General features: G+C 70.9%; 18 protein-coding genes. 10 read left to right on the top strand and 8 right to left on the bottom strand.

The genetic code is table 11. The features are described 5' to 3' along the window. Positions 1–39 precede the first annotated feature (39 nt). The gene (locus IEZ27_RS11285) at positions 40–510 is read left to right on the top strand and encodes a hypothetical protein (protein ID WP_189647139.1); all 471 of its coding nucleotides are present in this window, start codon (positions 40–42) and stop codon (positions 508–510) included. On the opposite strand, the gene IEZ27_RS11280 is transcribed toward IEZ27_RS11285, so the two are convergent. After that, the gene (locus IEZ27_RS11280) at positions 467–1,615 is read right to left on the bottom strand and encodes an MFS transporter (RefSeq protein WP_189647138.1); all 1,149 of its coding nucleotides are present in this window, start codon (positions 1,613–1,615) and stop codon (positions 467–469) included. The two genes, IEZ27_RS11285 and IEZ27_RS11280, sit on opposite strands and share 44 nt — an antisense overlap. Positions 1,616–1,777: 162 nt before the next feature. Next, positions 1,778–2,116, bottom strand: a complete 339-nt coding sequence (locus IEZ27_RS11275; protein WP_221762554.1) for a winged helix-turn-helix transcriptional regulator — start codon at positions 2,114–2,116, stop codon at positions 1,778–1,780. A 78-nt stretch (positions 2,117–2,194) separates the two neighbouring features. On the opposite strand from IEZ27_RS11275, the gene IEZ27_RS11270 reads away from it, so the two are divergent. Further along, on the top strand, positions 2,195–2,773 hold the full coding sequence (locus IEZ27_RS11270) for an NADPH-dependent FMN reductase (RefSeq protein WP_189647137.1): 579 nt from the start codon (positions 2,195–2,197) through the stop codon (positions 2,771–2,773). A gap of 15 nt (positions 2,774–2,788) precedes the next feature. Continuing rightward, positions 2,789–4,069, top strand: coding sequence for a TIGR04013 family B12-binding domain/radical SAM domain-containing protein (locus tag IEZ27_RS11265; RefSeq protein WP_229823873.1), 1,281 nt, complete (start codon positions 2,789–2,791; stop codon positions 4,067–4,069). A gap of 57 nt (positions 4,070–4,126) precedes the next feature. Here IEZ27_RS11265 and IEZ27_RS11260 read toward each other — a convergent pair whose 3' ends face one another. Continuing rightward, positions 4,127–4,357, bottom strand: coding sequence for a hypothetical protein (locus IEZ27_RS11260; RefSeq protein ID WP_125644189.1), 231 nt, complete (start codon positions 4,355–4,357; stop codon positions 4,127–4,129). Between the two features lie 44 nt (positions 4,358–4,401). Continuing rightward, positions 4,402–4,911, bottom strand: coding sequence for a VOC family protein (locus tag IEZ27_RS11255; RefSeq protein WP_125644187.1), 510 nt, complete (start codon positions 4,909–4,911; stop codon positions 4,402–4,404). Positions 4,912–4,974: 63 nt separating this feature from the next. Between IEZ27_RS11255 and IEZ27_RS11250 the strand changes: the two genes are divergently transcribed. From IEZ27_RS11250 to IEZ27_RS11220, 7 genes are all read left to right on the top strand, one after another. Then, entirely contained in the window at positions 4,975–5,424 is a 450-nt protein-coding gene (locus IEZ27_RS11250; RefSeq protein WP_189647136.1) for a MarR family winged helix-turn-helix transcriptional regulator, read from the top strand. Between the two features lie 60 nt (positions 5,425–5,484). Beyond that, on the top strand, positions 5,485–5,673 hold the full coding sequence (locus IEZ27_RS11245; RefSeq protein WP_125644183.1) for a hypothetical protein: 189 nt from the start codon (positions 5,485–5,487) through the stop codon (positions 5,671–5,673). An 86-nt stretch (positions 5,674–5,759) separates the two neighbouring features. Continuing rightward, positions 5,760–7,178 carry a xylulokinase gene (locus IEZ27_RS11240; RefSeq protein ID WP_189647135.1) on the top strand — a complete coding sequence of 473 codons (1,419 nt, stop codon included), beginning with the start codon at positions 5,760–5,762 and terminating at the stop codon, positions 7,176–7,178. 159 nt (positions 7,179–7,337) lie between these two features. Next, a complete protein-coding gene (locus tag IEZ27_RS11235; RefSeq protein WP_189647134.1) occupies positions 7,338–8,165 on the top strand; it encodes a hypothetical protein in 828 nt (275 codons plus the stop codon). A gap of 128 nt (positions 8,166–8,293) precedes the next feature. Beyond that, positions 8,294–9,046: a DUF998 domain-containing protein gene (locus IEZ27_RS11230; RefSeq protein WP_229823872.1), complete on the top strand. Its 753-nt coding sequence runs from the start codon at positions 8,294–8,296 to the stop codon at positions 9,044–9,046. Positions 9,047–9,102: 56 nt separating this feature from the next. Then, positions 9,103–11,316, top strand: coding sequence for a sensor histidine kinase (locus tag IEZ27_RS11225; RefSeq protein WP_189647133.1), 2,214 nt, complete (start codon positions 9,103–9,105; stop codon positions 11,314–11,316). Then, positions 11,313–11,687 (top strand): DUF742 domain-containing protein, encoded by a 375-nt coding sequence (locus IEZ27_RS11220; protein ID WP_189647132.1) that lies wholly within the window; start codon positions 11,313–11,315, stop codon positions 11,685–11,687. Before IEZ27_RS11225 ends, IEZ27_RS11220 begins: the two co-directional genes overlap by 4 nt. On the opposite strand, the gene IEZ27_RS11215 is transcribed toward IEZ27_RS11220, so the two are convergent. The 4 genes from IEZ27_RS11215 to IEZ27_RS11200 are packed head-to-tail and all read right to left on the bottom strand — an operon-like array spanning position 11,684 to position 15,054. Next, complete coding sequence (locus IEZ27_RS11215; RefSeq protein WP_125644175.1) at positions 11,684–12,256, bottom strand: GTP-binding protein; 573 nt, start codon at positions 12,254–12,256, stop codon at positions 11,684–11,686. The genes IEZ27_RS11220 and IEZ27_RS11215 overlap by 4 nt on opposite strands. Continuing rightward, complete coding sequence (locus IEZ27_RS11210) at positions 12,237–12,599, bottom strand: DUF742 domain-containing protein (protein ID WP_125644173.1); 363 nt, start codon at positions 12,597–12,599, stop codon at positions 12,237–12,239. Before IEZ27_RS11210 ends, IEZ27_RS11215 begins: the two co-directional genes overlap by 20 nt. Then, the gene (locus tag IEZ27_RS11205) at positions 12,596–13,003 is read right to left on the bottom strand and encodes a roadblock/LC7 domain-containing protein (protein WP_125644171.1); all 408 of its coding nucleotides are present in this window, start codon (positions 13,001–13,003) and stop codon (positions 12,596–12,598) included. Before IEZ27_RS11205 ends, IEZ27_RS11210 begins: the two co-directional genes overlap by 4 nt. Further along, on the bottom strand, positions 13,000–15,054 hold the full coding sequence (locus IEZ27_RS11200; protein ID WP_189647131.1) for a sensor histidine kinase: 2,055 nt from the start codon (positions 15,052–15,054) through the stop codon (positions 13,000–13,002). Before IEZ27_RS11200 ends, IEZ27_RS11205 begins: the two co-directional genes overlap by 4 nt. Positions 15,055–15,239 lie beyond the last annotated feature (185 nt).

Here is a 15,239-nt window from a genome sequence, read left to right as displayed (position 1 = left end):
GGTAATGGTGTTCGTCATTTCGCCGGGGCCGGAGTGGGAGTGGCCGCGATCCCGCTGATCGCGGCCGGTCTTCTGTACGGCCCCCGCACGACCCCGTCCGGCGTGGACTGGGCGGCCGCCGCGGCACTCGCCGGAACGGCGGTCCTCATCGGCGTCCTGGCCGGTTCCCGGATTTCCCCGGTCGCCTCGCTGCTGCCCGGTCTCGCTTTCTCGGCGCTGGCCGGGGCCACGATCGTGCGGGTCGTCACGGGAGGCGACCGGAGAATGGGATTCGACCTGGTGCCCGCCGATTATCTGGACGCGTACGCGGCATTGCTGAATACCTGGTCTTTCGTGATCGGCGGCATTCTGCTGACCGCTTCCGTGTTCCCGTCCCGCTGGCGGGCGCGCCAGGGCAAGGCGCCGGCTCCCGAAGGGGAGGAGCCGCCGCCGCTGCCCAAGCGCGTCCCGTTCGCGTCGAAGCGGATCACATCGGCGCGACCCGCTCCCGGGCCAGCCACAGGGCGATGACCAGGTACGGCAGGACCAGCAGGGCGAACGTCGTCCCATGGGAGAGGAACGGCGAGCCCGCGCCGTAGGCGGTGTAGACGGCCAGCGTGACCACGTTCGTCCCCAGTCCGGCCACCGAGGTCACGGTGGCCCGCTGGGCGCCCGTGACACGCTCCTGCAACCGCGCGTCGGCCACCACGCCGGCCATCTGGAACGCCCCGAACGACAGGGCGACCAGCAGGAACCCGGCCGGATGCCGGACCAGCGCGCCCGCCGCCATGGCCGGCGCCGCCAGCGCCAGGACCAGCGCGAACGGCCGCTCGGCCAGCCGCTGGGCCGGCCCCGACAGCAGTCCGCCCGCCGAGGCCCCGACCCAGACGGCCAGGACGAGCAGGGGCACGGCCGTCTTCGGCACGCCGGTCTCGGCGGCCAGGAAGGGGACGTACTCCTCCAGCGCTCCCCAGATCGCCGTCACCACGGAGATCAGGACGAGCGCCTGGAGCACGTTCCGGTCGGTCCTGGCCTCGGCGACACCGGCCCGCAGGATCGCGAGATAGCCGCCGTCCGAATCGGTGGACGGCGTGCGGCGTTCGGGCAGGGTCAGCGCCGTGGCCGCGCACAGCAGGCAGGAGAGCACACTGGCCGCCCCGACTGCGGGGTAGCCACCGAGTGCGAAGACGGGCGTGGCGAGGGCGATCGCCGAGGCGGCGGCGACGATGCCGATCGAGTGGGCCCTGCCCATGATCACGGCGTAGCGGCTGCGCAGGCCGCGGCGGTCGAGCTCCTCGTACGCGAGCGCCTCGAAGGCGCCCGAGACGAGCGCGCCCTCGGCCCCCCACAACACGAAGCCCAGCGCGAAGGCCCAGTAGGACGGGAAGAGCACCCACAACGCGAAGCCCGTGCCGGCCAGCAGCGGGCCCAGGCACAACAACAGGCGGCGGGACACCGCGTCGGCCCAGGCGCCGGAGGGGACCTCCAGCACCATGCCGGTCACGGACCAGATGACGAACAACGAGGACGTCTCGGCCACCGAGAGCCCGGAGTCGGTGAACAGCAGCGTGTACACCGGGTAGAGCAGGACGAACTCGCCGAGGAACGTGTAGACGTAAAGCTTGGGGACGAACATGCGGCCCTCTCGGAAGAGGCGGACAGGGACTCCGTCTGGTGCTCGGCACCCTGGAGGCCCGCGCGCGCGTCTGCCGCGTCGGCCGCTGGTGGTTCATCAATGTCGCCAGTGCATGCCCGGGAGTCTAACCTCCGGCCCGCCTCCGGCGCTCGCCCGTATTCGCTAGGCGGACCTGGCCGGCTCCTCGGGCAGCGGGATCCACTTGTGCGCCCACGTGACCAGCTCGTCGAGCACCGGCCGCAGCTCCTGGCTCATCTCCGTCAGGTGGTACTCGACCCGCACCGGCGACGTGGGCAGCACGCGCCGCTCGACGAGCCCGGCGGACTCCAGCTCGCGCAGCCGGCGGGCGAGCATCGTGTCGTTGATGCCCGGGATGGCCGCCTTGAGATCGGCGTAGCGGTGGGCGCCCTTGAAGATCATGTGGATCACCGCGCCCGACCAGCGGGCGCCGATCAGTTCGAGGGCGACGTGGAACCGGACGCAGACCGAATGGGGGCTCACGGAGCCGATCCTACATTTGCTAAGAAATGTTTAGCTACTCAATAATGTTGAGGTATCAACTACCTGAGGGAGGACCCCATGGACAAGCCCGTCCTGCAGATCATCGTCGCCAGCACCCGTCCCGGCCGCGCCGGACGCGAGGTCGCCGAGTGGTTCCGGGAACGGGCCGTCGCGGCCGGCCACTTCGACGTCGAGCTGGTCGACCTCGCCGAGGTGGGCCTGCCGTTCCTCGACGAGCCGAACCACCCCAAGCTCAAGCAGTACGTGAACGCGCACACCAAGGAGTGGAGCGCCACCGTGGACCGGGGCGACGCGTTCGTGTTCGTGACCCCGGAGTACAACCACAGCTTCACGGCCGTGCTGAAGAACGCCCTGGACTTCCTGCACCACGAGTGGCAGCACAAGGCGGCCGGATTCGTCAGCTACGGCGGGATCTCCGGCGGCACCCGGGCGGTGAACGGCCTGCGCCAGGTCGTCAGCACGCTGAAGATGATCCCCGTGGTCGAGGCCGTCAACATCCCCTTCTACCAGCAGTTCATCGCCGAGGACGGCACCGTGGCGCCCAACGACGTGATGATCGCCGCCGCCGACGCCATGCTCGCCGAGCTGGCCAAGCTCACCGGCGCGCTGCGTCCCATGCGGCTGGCCCACGCCTGAGCTACGCTGCCGGTCGTGACGCTGGCAGTGGATGTGGTGGTCCGTTACCGCAAGGCGGTGACGTACGGCGTGCACGCGGTGCTCGCCGCCCTGGAGACCTCGGGCGTGGAGCACCGGCAGCTGCTCGGCGTCACCCCCGAGGAGACGGCGGCCCACATCGCGGCCAGCCGGGCCGACCGGGTGCTCGTGCTCTGGTCGTTCTACTCGCCCGACGCCGAGGCCATGGCCGCCGAGCTCGCCACGGTCAGGTCGCTCAGCGACGGCCGGGGGCTGCACATCGCCGGCGGGGTGCACGCCACGGCCGAGCCGCAGCAGGTCATCGACGCCGGCTGGGACCTGGCGGCGATCGGCGAGGGCGAGTCCACGATCATCGCCCTGGTCGAGGCGCTGCGGCGGGGCGAGCCGCTGACCACCGTGCCCGGCCTGGCGGTCAAGGACGGCGACGGCGTCGCGCTCAGGACGCGGCCCGCCCCGCAGCTCCCGCTCGACGCGTTCCCGTCGTTCGTGGGCCGGAAGGGGCCCATCGAGATCACGCGGGGGTGCCGGTACACGTGCCGGTTCTGTCAGACGCCGTTCATGTTCGGCGGCCAGTTCCGCCACCGGTCGGTGGCGAGCGTGCGCGCGCACGTCAGGGGCATGGTCGAGCAGGGGCTGCGGGACGTGCGCTTCATCACGCCGACCTCGCTCTCCTACGGCTCGCCGGGCCCCGACCCCGATCTCGGCGCGGTGGAGGAACTGCTGGCGGGGGTCAAGGAGGAGCTGCCGCCGCACGGCCGGGTGTTCTTCGGCAGCTTCCCGTCCGAGGTGCGGCCCGAGCACGTCACGCCCGAGGCCATGCGGCTGCTCAGGCGGTACGTGGCCAACGACAACCTGATCATCGGCGCCCAGTCGGGATCCGACCGGGTGCTGGCCGCCTCAGGACGCGGCCACGACACCTCGCCCGTACGCGACGCCGTCAGGATCGCCGTCGAGCACGGCTTCAGGGCGAACGTCGACTTCATCTTCGGCATGCCCGGCGAGTCGGAGGAGGACCAGCGGCAGTCGCTCGCGCTGGCCGCCGACCTGGCCGAGCTGGGCGCCCGCATCCACACCCACACGTTCATGCCGCTGCCCGGCACGCCCTGGCGGGACGCCGAGCCAGCGTTCATCCCGCTCACGACCATGCGCGAGCTCGACCGGCTGGCCCAGCGCGGCGACGCCTACGGACACTGGCGCAGGCAGGCCGAGCACTCGGCCCGGCTGGCCGAGACGGCCAAGTCCTACCCGCGCCGCACCCGCCGCCGCCGGACGGGCTGACCGGCAGTACGGGCCGGCCGGCGCAGTACGGGCTTGACCGGCCGCAGTACGGGCCGGCTAGTCGTCGTCGGTGAGCCGGTCGAGCACGCGGGTGATCGAGTCGCCGATCGGCCGCAGCACCTCGCCGAGCGCCTCGGCGATCGGCGTGAAGAGCTCCGTCACCTCGTGCAGCAGGTCGGGCGACTTGTGCTCGGGAGGCGCCCAGCGCATGGCGTCGGCGCTCAGCGTCTCCCACTCGTCCACGACGCCGTCGATGGCGTCGAGAACGTGATCCGGATCGTTTGGCATGACCTTCTCCGGAACGGTCGGGTCGGATACCTGCCACGGTACCGTCAGGCCGGGATCGACACCCCGACCCCGCCGCGGGTGCCGGCGCCGTACCGCTCCTTGTCGGCGGCCAGGTCGAGCGGGCGGATGGCGGCCCTGGCGGCCAGGGTCTCGTCGGTGATCAGCGATGCGGGGACCAGCCAGGAGACCTCGAACTCCAGCCCGTCGGGGTCCTTGGCGTACAGCGCCTTGGTGGTGCCGTGGTCGGAGGCACCGACGAGGGAGCCCAGCTCGCTCAGCGTGATCGCGATGCGTTCCAGCTCGTCCAGCGTGTCGACCTCCCACGCCAGGTGGTAGAGCCCGACGGCGGTGCGCCCGGCGGTCGAGGGGCCCGCGTTCTCGCCGATCTCGAACAGCCCGAGGTCGTGGTCGTTGCTGGAGCCCGGGGCCTGGAGGAACGCGGCGCCGCGCATGCCCATGACCACCTCGAAACCGAGCGCCTCCCGGTAGAAGGCCACGCTGCGCTCCACGTCACGGACGTAGAGGACCGCGTGGTTGAGCCTGTGGACCGGCATGGTCGTCCCCTTTCACCTGATTGTTCCGGGTCGAGTATATGAGAGTTCAACTAAAATGAGACGGTGACCCGATGGCTGGATCCGGACGAGCAGCAGACCTGGCGCGACTTCCTGGCCACGAGCCAGCTCATCAACGAGGCGCTGGACCGGCAGCTCCAGCGCGAGGCGGGCATGCCGCACACGTACTACATGATCCTGGTGGCGCTGTCGGAGGCCCCTGAGCGGACGATGCGCATGAGCGAGCTGGCCGCCCGGGCCCAGAGCTCCCAGAGCCGCCTCTCGCACGCCGCCGCCCGCCTGGAGGAGCGCGGCTGGGTGCGCCGCGAGCGCTGCCCCGCCGACGGCAGGGGCAACCTCGCCGTGCTGACGGACGCGGGCTTCGCCGCGCTGGCCGCCGCCGCCCCCGGCCACGTCGAGGAGGTCCGCCGGAGCCTGTTCGACGTGCTCACCCCCGACCAGGTACGCGAACTCGGCGCGATCTGCTCGGCCGTCCGGAACACGCTGGAGCGGTAGCGAGCGAACTGTCGCGGCCAGGCCGTAGCCTCTCCCGGTAGCCGAACGAGGGGATTGCCGATGTACGACACCGAAGAGGCGCTGTTCCGGGCGGTTCACGGCATCGCGGGCCGGATGGCGGGCCAGCCCGTGCCCGTCGTCATGGAGGCGCTGCTGCGCCACCTGCCCAAGGCCCCAGGTCTCCAGGTGACGGAGATCCGCAAGATCGCCGAGGAGATCAGCGTCGGCCGGGACCCATCCGGGCTGTAAAACCCCCCGAATCACCCCTGAACGTCGCTCCGGAACGCGGATAGCATCACAACCATCTCGCCCTGGAGCACGCAGAAGGAGTTCGGGTGACGCTGGTCGCTGGGATTGATTCCTCCACGCAGAGCTGCAAGGTCGTCATTCGCGACGCCGAGACGGGCGCGCTGGTCAGGCAGGGCCGCTCCGCCCACCCGGCCGGCACCGAGATCCACCCCTCCCACTGGTGGACGGCGCTGCTTCGGGCCGTCGAGGAGGCCGGCGGCCTCGCCGACGTGGCGGCGGTCAGCGTCGCCGGGCAGCAGCACGGCATGGTCTGCCTCGACGAGGCGGGCGAGGTCGTCCGCGACGCCCTGCTCTGGAACGACACCCGCTCCGCCCGCGCCGCCGCCGACCTGGTGGCGGAGCTGGGCGGGCCGGGGGCCTGGGCCGAGGCGGTCGGCTCGGTGCCGGTCGCCGCGTTCACGGTGACCAAGCTGCGCTGGCTGGCCGAGCACGAGCCCGCCAACGCCCGCCGTACCGCGGCGGTCTGCCTGCCGCACGACTGGCTGACCTGGCGGCTGGCCGGCGCGCTTGCCCTGGGCACCGACGTCGCGGCCTGGCACGACGCGCCGCCGCCGGCGCTCGACCTGCTCGCCACCGACCGGGGTGACGCCTCGGGCACCGGCTACTGGTCCCCGGCGACCGGCGCGTACCGTACCGATCTGCTCAAGGCCGCGTTCGGGGCGGTCCCGCTGCTGCCGCGCGTGCTGGGGCCCGCCGGCCGCGCGGGTGACCCGGCCGCGGCCGGTCCGCTGCTCGCACCGGGCACCGGCGACAACATGGCCGCCGCGCTCGGCGTCGGGGCCGGGCCGGGTGACGTGGTGGTCTCGCTTGGCACGTCCGGCACGGTATTCGGGGTCGCGGAGACGCCGAGCGCCGACGCCACCGGCGCGGTCGCCGGGTTCGCCGACGCCACCGGGCGTTTCCTGCCGCTGGTGTGCACGCTCAACGCCGCCAGGGTCCTCGACGCCGCCGCCGGTCTGGCCGGGGTCGGCCTTGACGAGCTGAGCGAGCTCGCGCTGCGGGCGCCTGCGGGGTCCGGCGGGTTGACGCTGGTGCCGTACCTGGAGGGGGAGCGCACCCCCAACCGGCCCACCGCGACGGGCTCGGTCCTCGGGCTCACCCTGGCCACCGCGACCCCGGCCCACCTGGCCCGCGCGGCCGTTGAGGGCATGTTGTGCGGCCTCGCCGGCGCCCTCGACGCGCTGGGCACGCGGCCGGAGCGGGTGCTGCTGATCGGCGGCGCGGCACGTTCGGAGGCCGTACGCCGCATCGCGCCGACCGTCTTCGGCGTGCCGATCGCGGTGCCGCCGCCCGGCGAGTACGTCGCCGACGGCGCCGCCCGCCAGGCCGCCGCCCTGCTGACCACCCCCGACTGGCGGATCGAGGACACCGCGACCTACGACGCCCCGGCCGCCCCCGAGATCCGCACCCGCTACGCCAGGGCCACGGCACACGTGCTCGACTAAGGGGCCTCTGTAATGGGGTGAAAAAAGCCTTGCGGTGGACAAGTCCTTAGAAAGTCCGATGCGTGTCGGAGTTGCTGATCGCGGCCGTGCGAAGCGATGCTGCGATCAGCGTGATGCCTGAGTCCACGGGTGTCCTTTTCCATGAGAACGGAGAGCTCCGTGGCCCTCACTCTCAACGCGGTGACCATTGACGCGGATGACAATGTCAACGGCGTGTTCCGGTACGACGGCTTCGGCACTTCCTGGACGCAGATCAGGGGACCGGTCACCGTCCACGGGCCTTTCGGCGGCGGATGGGGAACCCTCGTCGAGGGCACCGGCGACGAGACGGGCACCGTATTCGGCTACAGCGGCACCCCATTCGACTGGTTCTCCATCGGCGAGACCGGTGGGACCTACGCCGTCGCCGACGACACCGTCTACAAGACGCCTCAGGACGGCAGCCGGATTCTCCAGTTCGACGGCTTCGACGGTGACACGCCGATCTGGAGCAAGGTCGGCGACTCCGGATTCCTGGCGGTGGCGGGTTTCAGCGTCGTGGCTCAGATGCCGGATTTCCAGGGCGACACGTTCCTCTACAGCGGCACTCCGAACGAATGGGAACGCATCGGCCCGAAAGGCGGCGGATACGCGATAGCGGATACGGTCTATCGGACGCACCCTCTCGGCAACACGGTGTTCAGGTACACCGGAGCCGGAACCGCTTGGGACGACCTCGGCGCCCCTCCCCGCGGTGTGATCAGCATATTCGCGGGAGGTTTCGGGCTGGTCGCCACCGCCGCCGACTTCAGCGGTGTCTACCGATTTCAGGACACCGGAAATTGGCAGCGTATCGGGGATCACAGTGCGTCCTGTGCGGTCACGGACGACACGGTTTATCGGGTGGACCGGGACATGAGCGTATTCCAGTACGACGGGTCCGGGACGTCCTGGACGCCCATCGGCCGCCCCGACCGGGTGTTCTCCCTCTTCGTCGCCTCCGACTGAGCGGCAACCGTCTGAGCGGCACCGTCCAACCCGGGGTGACGCCGAGGGGGACTCAGGGTCGGAGTCAGGGACGGCTCGGGGGTGCCGCCGGATGTGGCGGCACGCCTGGGCGGGCGAGAGTAGGGCACATGACCGCAGTGCCGAACAGCAGAGTGAGAGCCGCGAGGGCGCCCAGGATCGCGGGCCCCCGGGCCCTCATGACGACGGCGAGGCTCTACCCCCTCGTCGCGTGCGCGTCCATCGTGTTCTCGGTGGTCGCCATCCTGGTCGGTCACTTCGGTCCCGACCCCTACCTCGACCCCATGAACGTGACCATCAGCGAGTACGCCGTGACCGACCGCGGGGGCGTCACGGAGGTCGCGATGGCGGTGCTCGGGATCGGGTCGCTCGCGCTGCTGGCCGCGCTGAGAAAGATGCGGGCGCCGATCCGGGGGCTGCCGGAGAAGCTGCTCATGGTGTGGTCGGCGGCGCTGGTCGTGGTGGCGGTCATCCCGACCGTTCCCCTCGGCCTCGATCTCGACCTCGCGGCCCAGATTCACCGGTACGTGTCGATCGCCGCGTTCGTGAGCCTCCCGGCCGCCGGGGCCCTGCTGGTGCCCAGGCTGACCGCGGACGCCCTCTGGAAGCCCGTGGCGCGGGCCGTGGAGTGGGTGGCGCTGGCGGGCGGGTTCGGGGTGCTGGCGATCACGTACGTGGCCCTGCCGGGGGAGCGGGTCATGATCGGGCTGGTCGAACGGCTGCTGCTGGGCGCGGAGGTGTCGTTGCTGGGCCTGCTGGCGGCCTGGGCGTTGTGGCTGACCTGGGCTCCGGGCCGGTCCCGGAACCACCCAGCAGACGCAGATTTCACGACATATCACAGATTTATCGCTAGTCGATCTTAATCCCGCCCGTTTCGGTGCTATTCTCTCCCGCGATCTTCTATGCGGGAGCAGGTGTCATGGCATCGGGCAGATCCATCCGATTCAAGATCTCGACGCTGCTCGTCATCCCCTTGATCTCGCTGATCGCGCTCTGGGGCTTCGCCGCGAGCACGACGACGGGCGAGGCGCTGAACCTCTTCAAGATCGACGCCATCTGGTCGGACGTCATCAACAACGCCGACGGCCTGGTCTCCAACCTCCAGATCGAACGCCTGGCCTCCGCCGAACGGCTCGCCGGCACGCAGACCGAGCAGGCGCCCCTGTCCAAGGCCCGCGCCGAGGTGGACGCCAGTAGGAAGACCCTGCGCGAACGGGCCCTGACCGAGGACGCCCAGTCGGCCATGACCGACGACATGAAGAAGCAGCTCCAGGTCGTGCTGGAGACCGTGGACCGGCTCCCGGAGGTCAGGCGCAAGGTCGACGAGCGCAAGCTCACCCCCGGCGCCCTGGTCACCGAGTACGCCAAGGTCTCCGACGAGGTCCACCTGCTGTACTCCCGGCTGACCGTCAGCACCGACCTCGAACTGTCACTCCAGGCCCACGGCCTGATCGCGGCCGACGAGGTGCGCGAGCTGCTCAGCCGCGAGAACGCCCTGCTCGTCGCCTCCAACGGCCGCCCCTCGATGCGCGACGTGCACCTGCTGGCCGGCATCGACGGCACCCGTACGTTCCTGTTCCCCAAGGCGCTGGCCAACCTCGACACCGAGCTGCGTACGCCGTTCGAGAAGCTGTTCTACTCCTCCAGGTACATCACCATGGAGAACCTGCTGGAGACGTACGTGTCCGGCCAGCCGGCCGACATGGACCTCTGGCGCGGCATCGCCGACCAGGTGCTCAAGGACTACAGCCAGGCCGTCTGGAGCACCGGCGACAAGCTGCTGAGCCGGATGCAGCCGGCCGGCGTGGTGATCGTCGTCAGGGCCGCCGTCGCGGGCGCGCTGGGGCTCATCGCGGTCGCGTTCTCGATCTTCATCTCCGTCCGGGTGGGCCGCAGGATCACCAGGGAGCTGGCCACCCTCCGCCGTACGGCGCTCGACCTGGCCGAGGTCAGGCTGCCCGACGTGGTGACGAAGCTGCGTACCGGCGAACGGGTGGACATCGAGGCCGAGGCGCCGCCCATCAGGGTCGGCGACAACGCGACCAGCGAGGTCGTCGACCTCGCCGCGGCCTTCGACAGCGTGCAGAGCACCGCCGTGGACGCCGCCGTCGAGCAGGCCAGGCTGCGCGAGGGCGTGGCCGAGGCGCTGCGCAACCTGGCCAGGCGCAGCCAGTCGCTGCTCCAGCGCCAGCTCAGGATGCTGGACGAGATGCAGCGCCAGACCGAGGAGCCCGAGGCTCTGGAGCGCCTGTTCAGGCTCGACCACCTGACCACCCGCATGCGCCGCCACGCCGAGGGCCTGGTGCTGCTCTCGGGCGGTGCGGCCGGCCGCAGGTGGCGCGGCGTCATCCCGGTCGAGGACGTGCTGAGCGGCGCCGCCGCCCAGGTCGAGGAGTACACCCGGGTCCGGGTCTACCCGATGCCCGAGTGCGGCGTCTCCGGCTCGGCCGTGGCCGACCTCATGCACCTGTTCGCCGAGCTGATCGAGAACGCGACGTCGTTCTCCGCGCCCGCCAACGAGGTCTCGGTACGCGGCGAGATGGTCGGCAGGGGCTTCGCGGTCGAGATCGAGGACCGCGGCCTCGGCATGGACGAGGAGACCCGCAGGGCCATCAACGACCGCCTGGCCAGCCCGCCGGAGTTCGACCCCGCGCAGACCGAGCGGCTGGGGTTCGCGGTGGTCGGCATCCTGGCCGCCAGGCACGGCATCAAGGTCACCCTGAAGCTCTCCCCGTACGGCGGCACGACCGCCATCGTGCTCGTGCCGGGATCGCTGGTCGAGCCGATGGCGACGCCGGTGCGGCCGATGGAGTTCGAGTCCGTGTCCGTGTCGGTCATCCGTACGGACCGGGCGATCGACGCGGGGGAGGCGACCGGGCCGGGCGAGCTGCCGCGCCGGGTCCGTACGAGCAAGCGCGCGGGACCGGTCGCGGGCGAGGAGCCGGAGCTGCCCCGCCGCGAACGGCAGGCGAACCTGCCCCCGCGGCTCAGGCAGGCGCCCTCTCCTGTGGCGGCGTCCGCGGAGGCCGAGGAGCGTTCGCCCGAGGAGACCAGGGCGCTGCTCTCCTCACTCCAGTCCGGATGGCAGCGGGGGCGGCAGGACAGCGACCAGGATGGGGGTTCCCGACCGTGAGCCGCGAGCACGAGTGGGTGGACGAGGAGGCCGGGCCCGTCGTCCGGCCGTACGCCGTGGCGCGGGGGCGCACCAGGCCCTCGTCCCCGGCTCTCGATCTGCTGGCGACCGTCGCATCGACGGGACGGCCCGCGCCGGCCAAGGCCGAGCTGAGTGCTCAGCACCGGCGGCTGATGAGCTGCCTGGCCGGCCACTCCAGGCCCGTCGCCGAGGTCGCCTCGGAGCTGGGGTTGCCCGTGGGCGTGATCCGGGTGCTGCTCGGCGACCTGCTGGAGTACGACCTGATCGACGTGCGCCCGCCGCGCGACAGAACCGCGAGCCCCACGGAGAGCCTGCTCCGCGAGGTGATCAACGGGCTGCGCGCGCTCTAGTTCGCGGTGGTGAGCGTCCGCAGGGAGTGCTCGACCAGGGTGATCATCACTTCCTTGGCCGAGGCCCTGCGCCGCACGTCGCACAGCATCACGGGGACGTCGTCGTCCAGGTCGAGCGCGATGCGCACGTCCTCCACGCTGTGCTGGGACGCGCCCTCGAAGCAGTTGACGGCCACCACGAACGGTGTGCCGCGCTGCTCGAAGTAGTCCACCGACGGGAAGCAGTCGGTCAGCCGCCGGGTGTCGGCGATCACGACCGCGCCCAGCGCGCCGTAGGACAGCTCGTCCCACATGAACCAGAACCGTTCCTGACCGGGGGTGCCGAACAGGTACACGACCAGCCCGTCGCGGATCGTGATGCGGCCGAAGTCCATCGCCACGGTGGTGGTGGTCTTGGCCTCCACGCCGTCGAGGTCGTCGACCCCGATCCCGCGGTCGGAGAGCACCTCTTCCGTGCGCAGCGGCTTGATCTCGCTGATCGACCCGACCAGGGTGGTCTTGCCGACACCGAACCCACCCGCGATGAGGATCTTCAGCGCGACGGGGTCCTCAGAGAGCACGGAGTCCATTGATCACTTCCTTGAGAATGCGCTCATTGGAACGCGACCCCGTAGCCGAGGGCGACGTCACCGAGATGAGGCCGTGGTCACGCATGTCGCCGAGCAGCACTCGGACGACTCCGACGGGCAGGTCGAGCTCGACGGCCAGGTCGGCCACCGAGATCGGGCTCCGCGCCGCCCGCAGGATGAGTTGTTGTTCGGGGCCGAGGTCGTCCGCCCGCTCGGCGAGCGCACGCACGGACGCGACGAGGTCGAAGGCGTCGCCCGACGAGCGCGTCCGGCCCCTGATGAGGGCAAAGGGCCGGACGACGGGCCCGGCCTCCTCGTCGTACCAGCGGGGGGCGTCGGTCATGGTGTTCCCGAGCGCGGGTTCGTGGTGATGTGCTGGCCCACCCGCTTGACCAGCATCGCCATCTCGTACGCGATGTGCCCGACGTCGACGTTCGCGTCCGCGATCACGGCCAGGCAGGTGCCCTGTCCGGCCGCGGTGACGAACAGGAACGCGCTCTCCATCTCCACGATGGTCTGGCGCACGTCGCCACCGCCGAAATGGCGTCCGGTGCCGCGGGCCAGGCTCTGGAAGCCCGCCGCGACGGCCGACAGGTGCTCGGCGTCCTCGCGGGTCAATCCCTTGGAGTAACCGACGGCCAGGCCGTCGGTAGAAAGGATGACCGCCTGGCGGACGGCGGCGACCCTGCCTGCCAGGTCGTCGAGCAGCCAGTTCAGCTCACCGGTGTTGGTGGTTTGCGCAGTCATGCGTCCCCCTTGCTCATGGGCTCCTCCTCGGAGGCTTCTTCTCGGGCGCGTTGGGTTCCCTGCTGGAACGCGGAGAACAAATCGCGTACCTCGTCGGGAGAGCGTTCGGCCGGCGGCTCCGGCTCCGGCGGTCCGTCGTCCTTGAGCTGCGGCGCCAGGTTCGCCTGGCGCACGCGCCTGGGCAGTCCGGCGTGGCTGCCCGAGGTGACCACCGCGAGCGCCTTCTTCGTACGGCTCGGCAGCTCCGGCGTCCGGCCGTCCTCGTCGCCGGCGGTCAGGGCGGGCTGCTCGGTCACCAGCGAGCGCGGCACGAGCACGATGGCCGCGGTGCCGCCGTAGGGCGAGCGGCGGAGCTGGACCTTGATCCCGTGGCGTTCGGCCAGCCTGGCCACCACGAACAGGCCGAGCCGGTCGCTGTCGGCCAGGTCGAACTCGGGCGGCTCGGACAGCAGCTTGTTGATCGCGGCGTACTCGACGGGCGACAGCCCGAGCCCTTTGTCCTCGATCTCGATGGCGTAGCCGTTGCTGACCTGGTCGCCGCGGACCTGGACCACGGTGTCCGGCGGTGAGTAGATGGTGGCGTTCTCGACCAGCTCGGCCACGAGGTGCGTGAGGTCGGCCGCGGCCCCGCCGTCGAACGCGCTGACCGGCATGGCCTCGACGTTGACCCTCGTGTAGTCCTCGACCTCGGCGACCGCGGCCCGGACGATGTCCAGGACGGGCACCGGCCTGCGCCACGCCCGTGCGGGGGCCGAGCCCGAGAGGATCATCAGGCTCTCGGCGTGCCGCCGCATGCGGGTGGTCAGGTGGTCGAGGCGGAAGAGCTCCTCCAGCCGGTCGGGGTCGTGCGTACGGCGCTGCATGCCGTCGAGCAGCCCGAGCTGCCGGTGCAGCAGGCCCTGCTTGCGCCTGGCGAGGTTGAGGAACACCTGACCGACCCCGCGGCGCAGCGCGGCCTGCCCGACGGCGGCCGTGACGGCCGTGCGCTGCACGGAGGCGAAGGCCCTGCCCACGTCGGTGATCTCCGCTGATCCGCTCACCCTGATGGTCCCGGCCTCCTTCCGCACGTCAACGTCCTCGCCCTTGCGCAGCCTGTCCACGACATCGGGCAGGCGTACCTCCGACAGCTCGATCGCGGCGGTGCGCAGCCCGTACAGCTCGCCCGCCAGGCGGCGACCGAAGCGTACAGAGATGATGATCGACGCGAGCACGGCTATCAACCCGAGGCCGCCCGCGACGGCTATCTTGACGACGGTCCCACTGGCGGCGTCCGAGGTCCGGGCGGCCAGGACCTTGGCGGCGGCCGCACTGTCGCGGTCCAACTCGGCGGTGAGCCGGTCTATCGCGCCCTTCCACACCTCGGCCTCGGCGGGCGGCTCCCCGGTCTTGACGATCCTGGCCTCCAGCGAGGAGAACGTCAGGAACGGCTGGGACGCGAACACCTGCTCGTACGGCCTGCGCAGCGGCACGTCGAGCCCGGCCAGGCCGCGGGCGTGCAGGAACTTCCTGGAGGCGGCGTACTCGGTGAAGGCCACCCGCTCGGGCTCGGTCAGCCGCTTGTCCACCAGGGCGCCGACGACGAGGGCGTGCTCCCTGGCGATGTACTCCCTGGCGCTGCCCATGGCCTGCAACGAGCTGGCCTGCTGGAAGATGGTCAGGTCGGAGACGGAGACCAGGTGGTCGTAGAGCGTGAAGACGGCGTCGAGCACGTGGTTGTAGGCTTCCAGGCCCATCAGGCGGGAGCTGATGCCGCCGTCGATGTCGGCCCGCACGGCGCCGAGGCGGTCGAGCCGGGCGGTCAGGTCGTCGAGCGGCACCCGCAGGTCGTCGCCGATCGCGTCGCCCGCCTCGGTGACGGCCTGCTCGAAGTCGGCCGCGGACCGGTCCGTACGGGCCCGCTGGGCCCCGAGATCTTCGGTGAGTTCACGGGTAGTGAGCGCCTCGGCCGAGCGCACCCGTTCGGCCTGAAGCTGTACGCCCAGGTCGGTGGAGGTGACGCCGAGCGTCTCGTAGAGCGTGTCAGCCCGGAGGAGTGACTGTGCGTCGCCCATGGTCAGGTTGAGGACGAAACCCCACAGCGCGCTGAGAGACAGGAGGGGTAGCAGCAGTAATAAAAAGATCTTGAACCGAATTGACCGGTTTCGCGAGCCCATGTCCCAACCTCGAGTCGGGGGCATTTCCACACCTTGTGTAAATACACCTCCGGAAGATCGCACAGGAGACTAGCATCGTTTAT

The organism is Nonomuraea spiralis (assembly GCF_014648435.1).
Classification (GTDB): domain Bacteria; phylum Actinomycetota; class Actinomycetes; order Streptosporangiales; family Streptosporangiaceae; genus Nonomuraea; species Nonomuraea spiralis.
The sequence above is the reverse complement of the archived record's forward strand: the minus strand, read 5'-3'. Positions and strand labels throughout refer to the sequence as shown.

Bases quoted from the DNA above. Each gene is read 5' to 3' on its own strand.
- IEZ27_RS11280 (WP_189647138.1), bottom strand. From the start codon at position 1,615: ATGTTCGTCCCCAAGCTTTACGTCTACACGTTCCTCGGCGAGTTCGTC.
- IEZ27_RS11270 (WP_189647137.1), top strand. From the start codon at position 2,195: ATGGACAAGCCCGTCCTGCAGATCATCGTCGCCAGCACCCGTCCCGGC.
- IEZ27_RS11260 (WP_125644189.1), bottom strand. From the start codon at position 4,357: ATGCCAAACGATCCGGATCACGTTCTCGACGCCATCGACGGCGTCGTG.
- IEZ27_RS11255 (WP_125644187.1), bottom strand. From the start codon at position 4,911: ATGCCGGTCCACAGGCTCAACCACGCGGTCCTCTACGTCCGTGACGTG.
- IEZ27_RS11245 (WP_125644183.1), top strand. From the start codon at position 5,485: ATGTACGACACCGAAGAGGCGCTGTTCCGGGCGGTTCACGGCATCGCG.
- IEZ27_RS11230 (WP_229823872.1), top strand. From the start codon at position 8,294: ATGACCGCAGTGCCGAACAGCAGAGTGAGAGCCGCGAGGGCGCCCAGG.
- IEZ27_RS11225 (WP_189647133.1), top strand. From the start codon at position 9,103: ATGGCATCGGGCAGATCCATCCGATTCAAGATCTCGACGCTGCTCGTC.
- IEZ27_RS11215 (WP_125644175.1), bottom strand. From the start codon at position 12,256: ATGGACTCCGTGCTCTCTGAGGACCCCGTCGCGCTGAAGATCCTCATC.
- IEZ27_RS11210 (WP_125644173.1), bottom strand. From the start codon at position 12,599: ATGACCGACGCCCCCCGCTGGTACGACGAGGAGGCCGGGCCCGTCGTC.
- IEZ27_RS11205 (WP_125644171.1), bottom strand. From the start codon at position 13,003: ATGACTGCGCAAACCACCAACACCGGTGAGCTGAACTGGCTGCTCGAC.
- IEZ27_RS11200 (WP_189647131.1), bottom strand. From the start codon at position 15,054: ATGGGCGACGCACAGTCACTCCTCCGGGCTGACACGCTCTACGAGACG.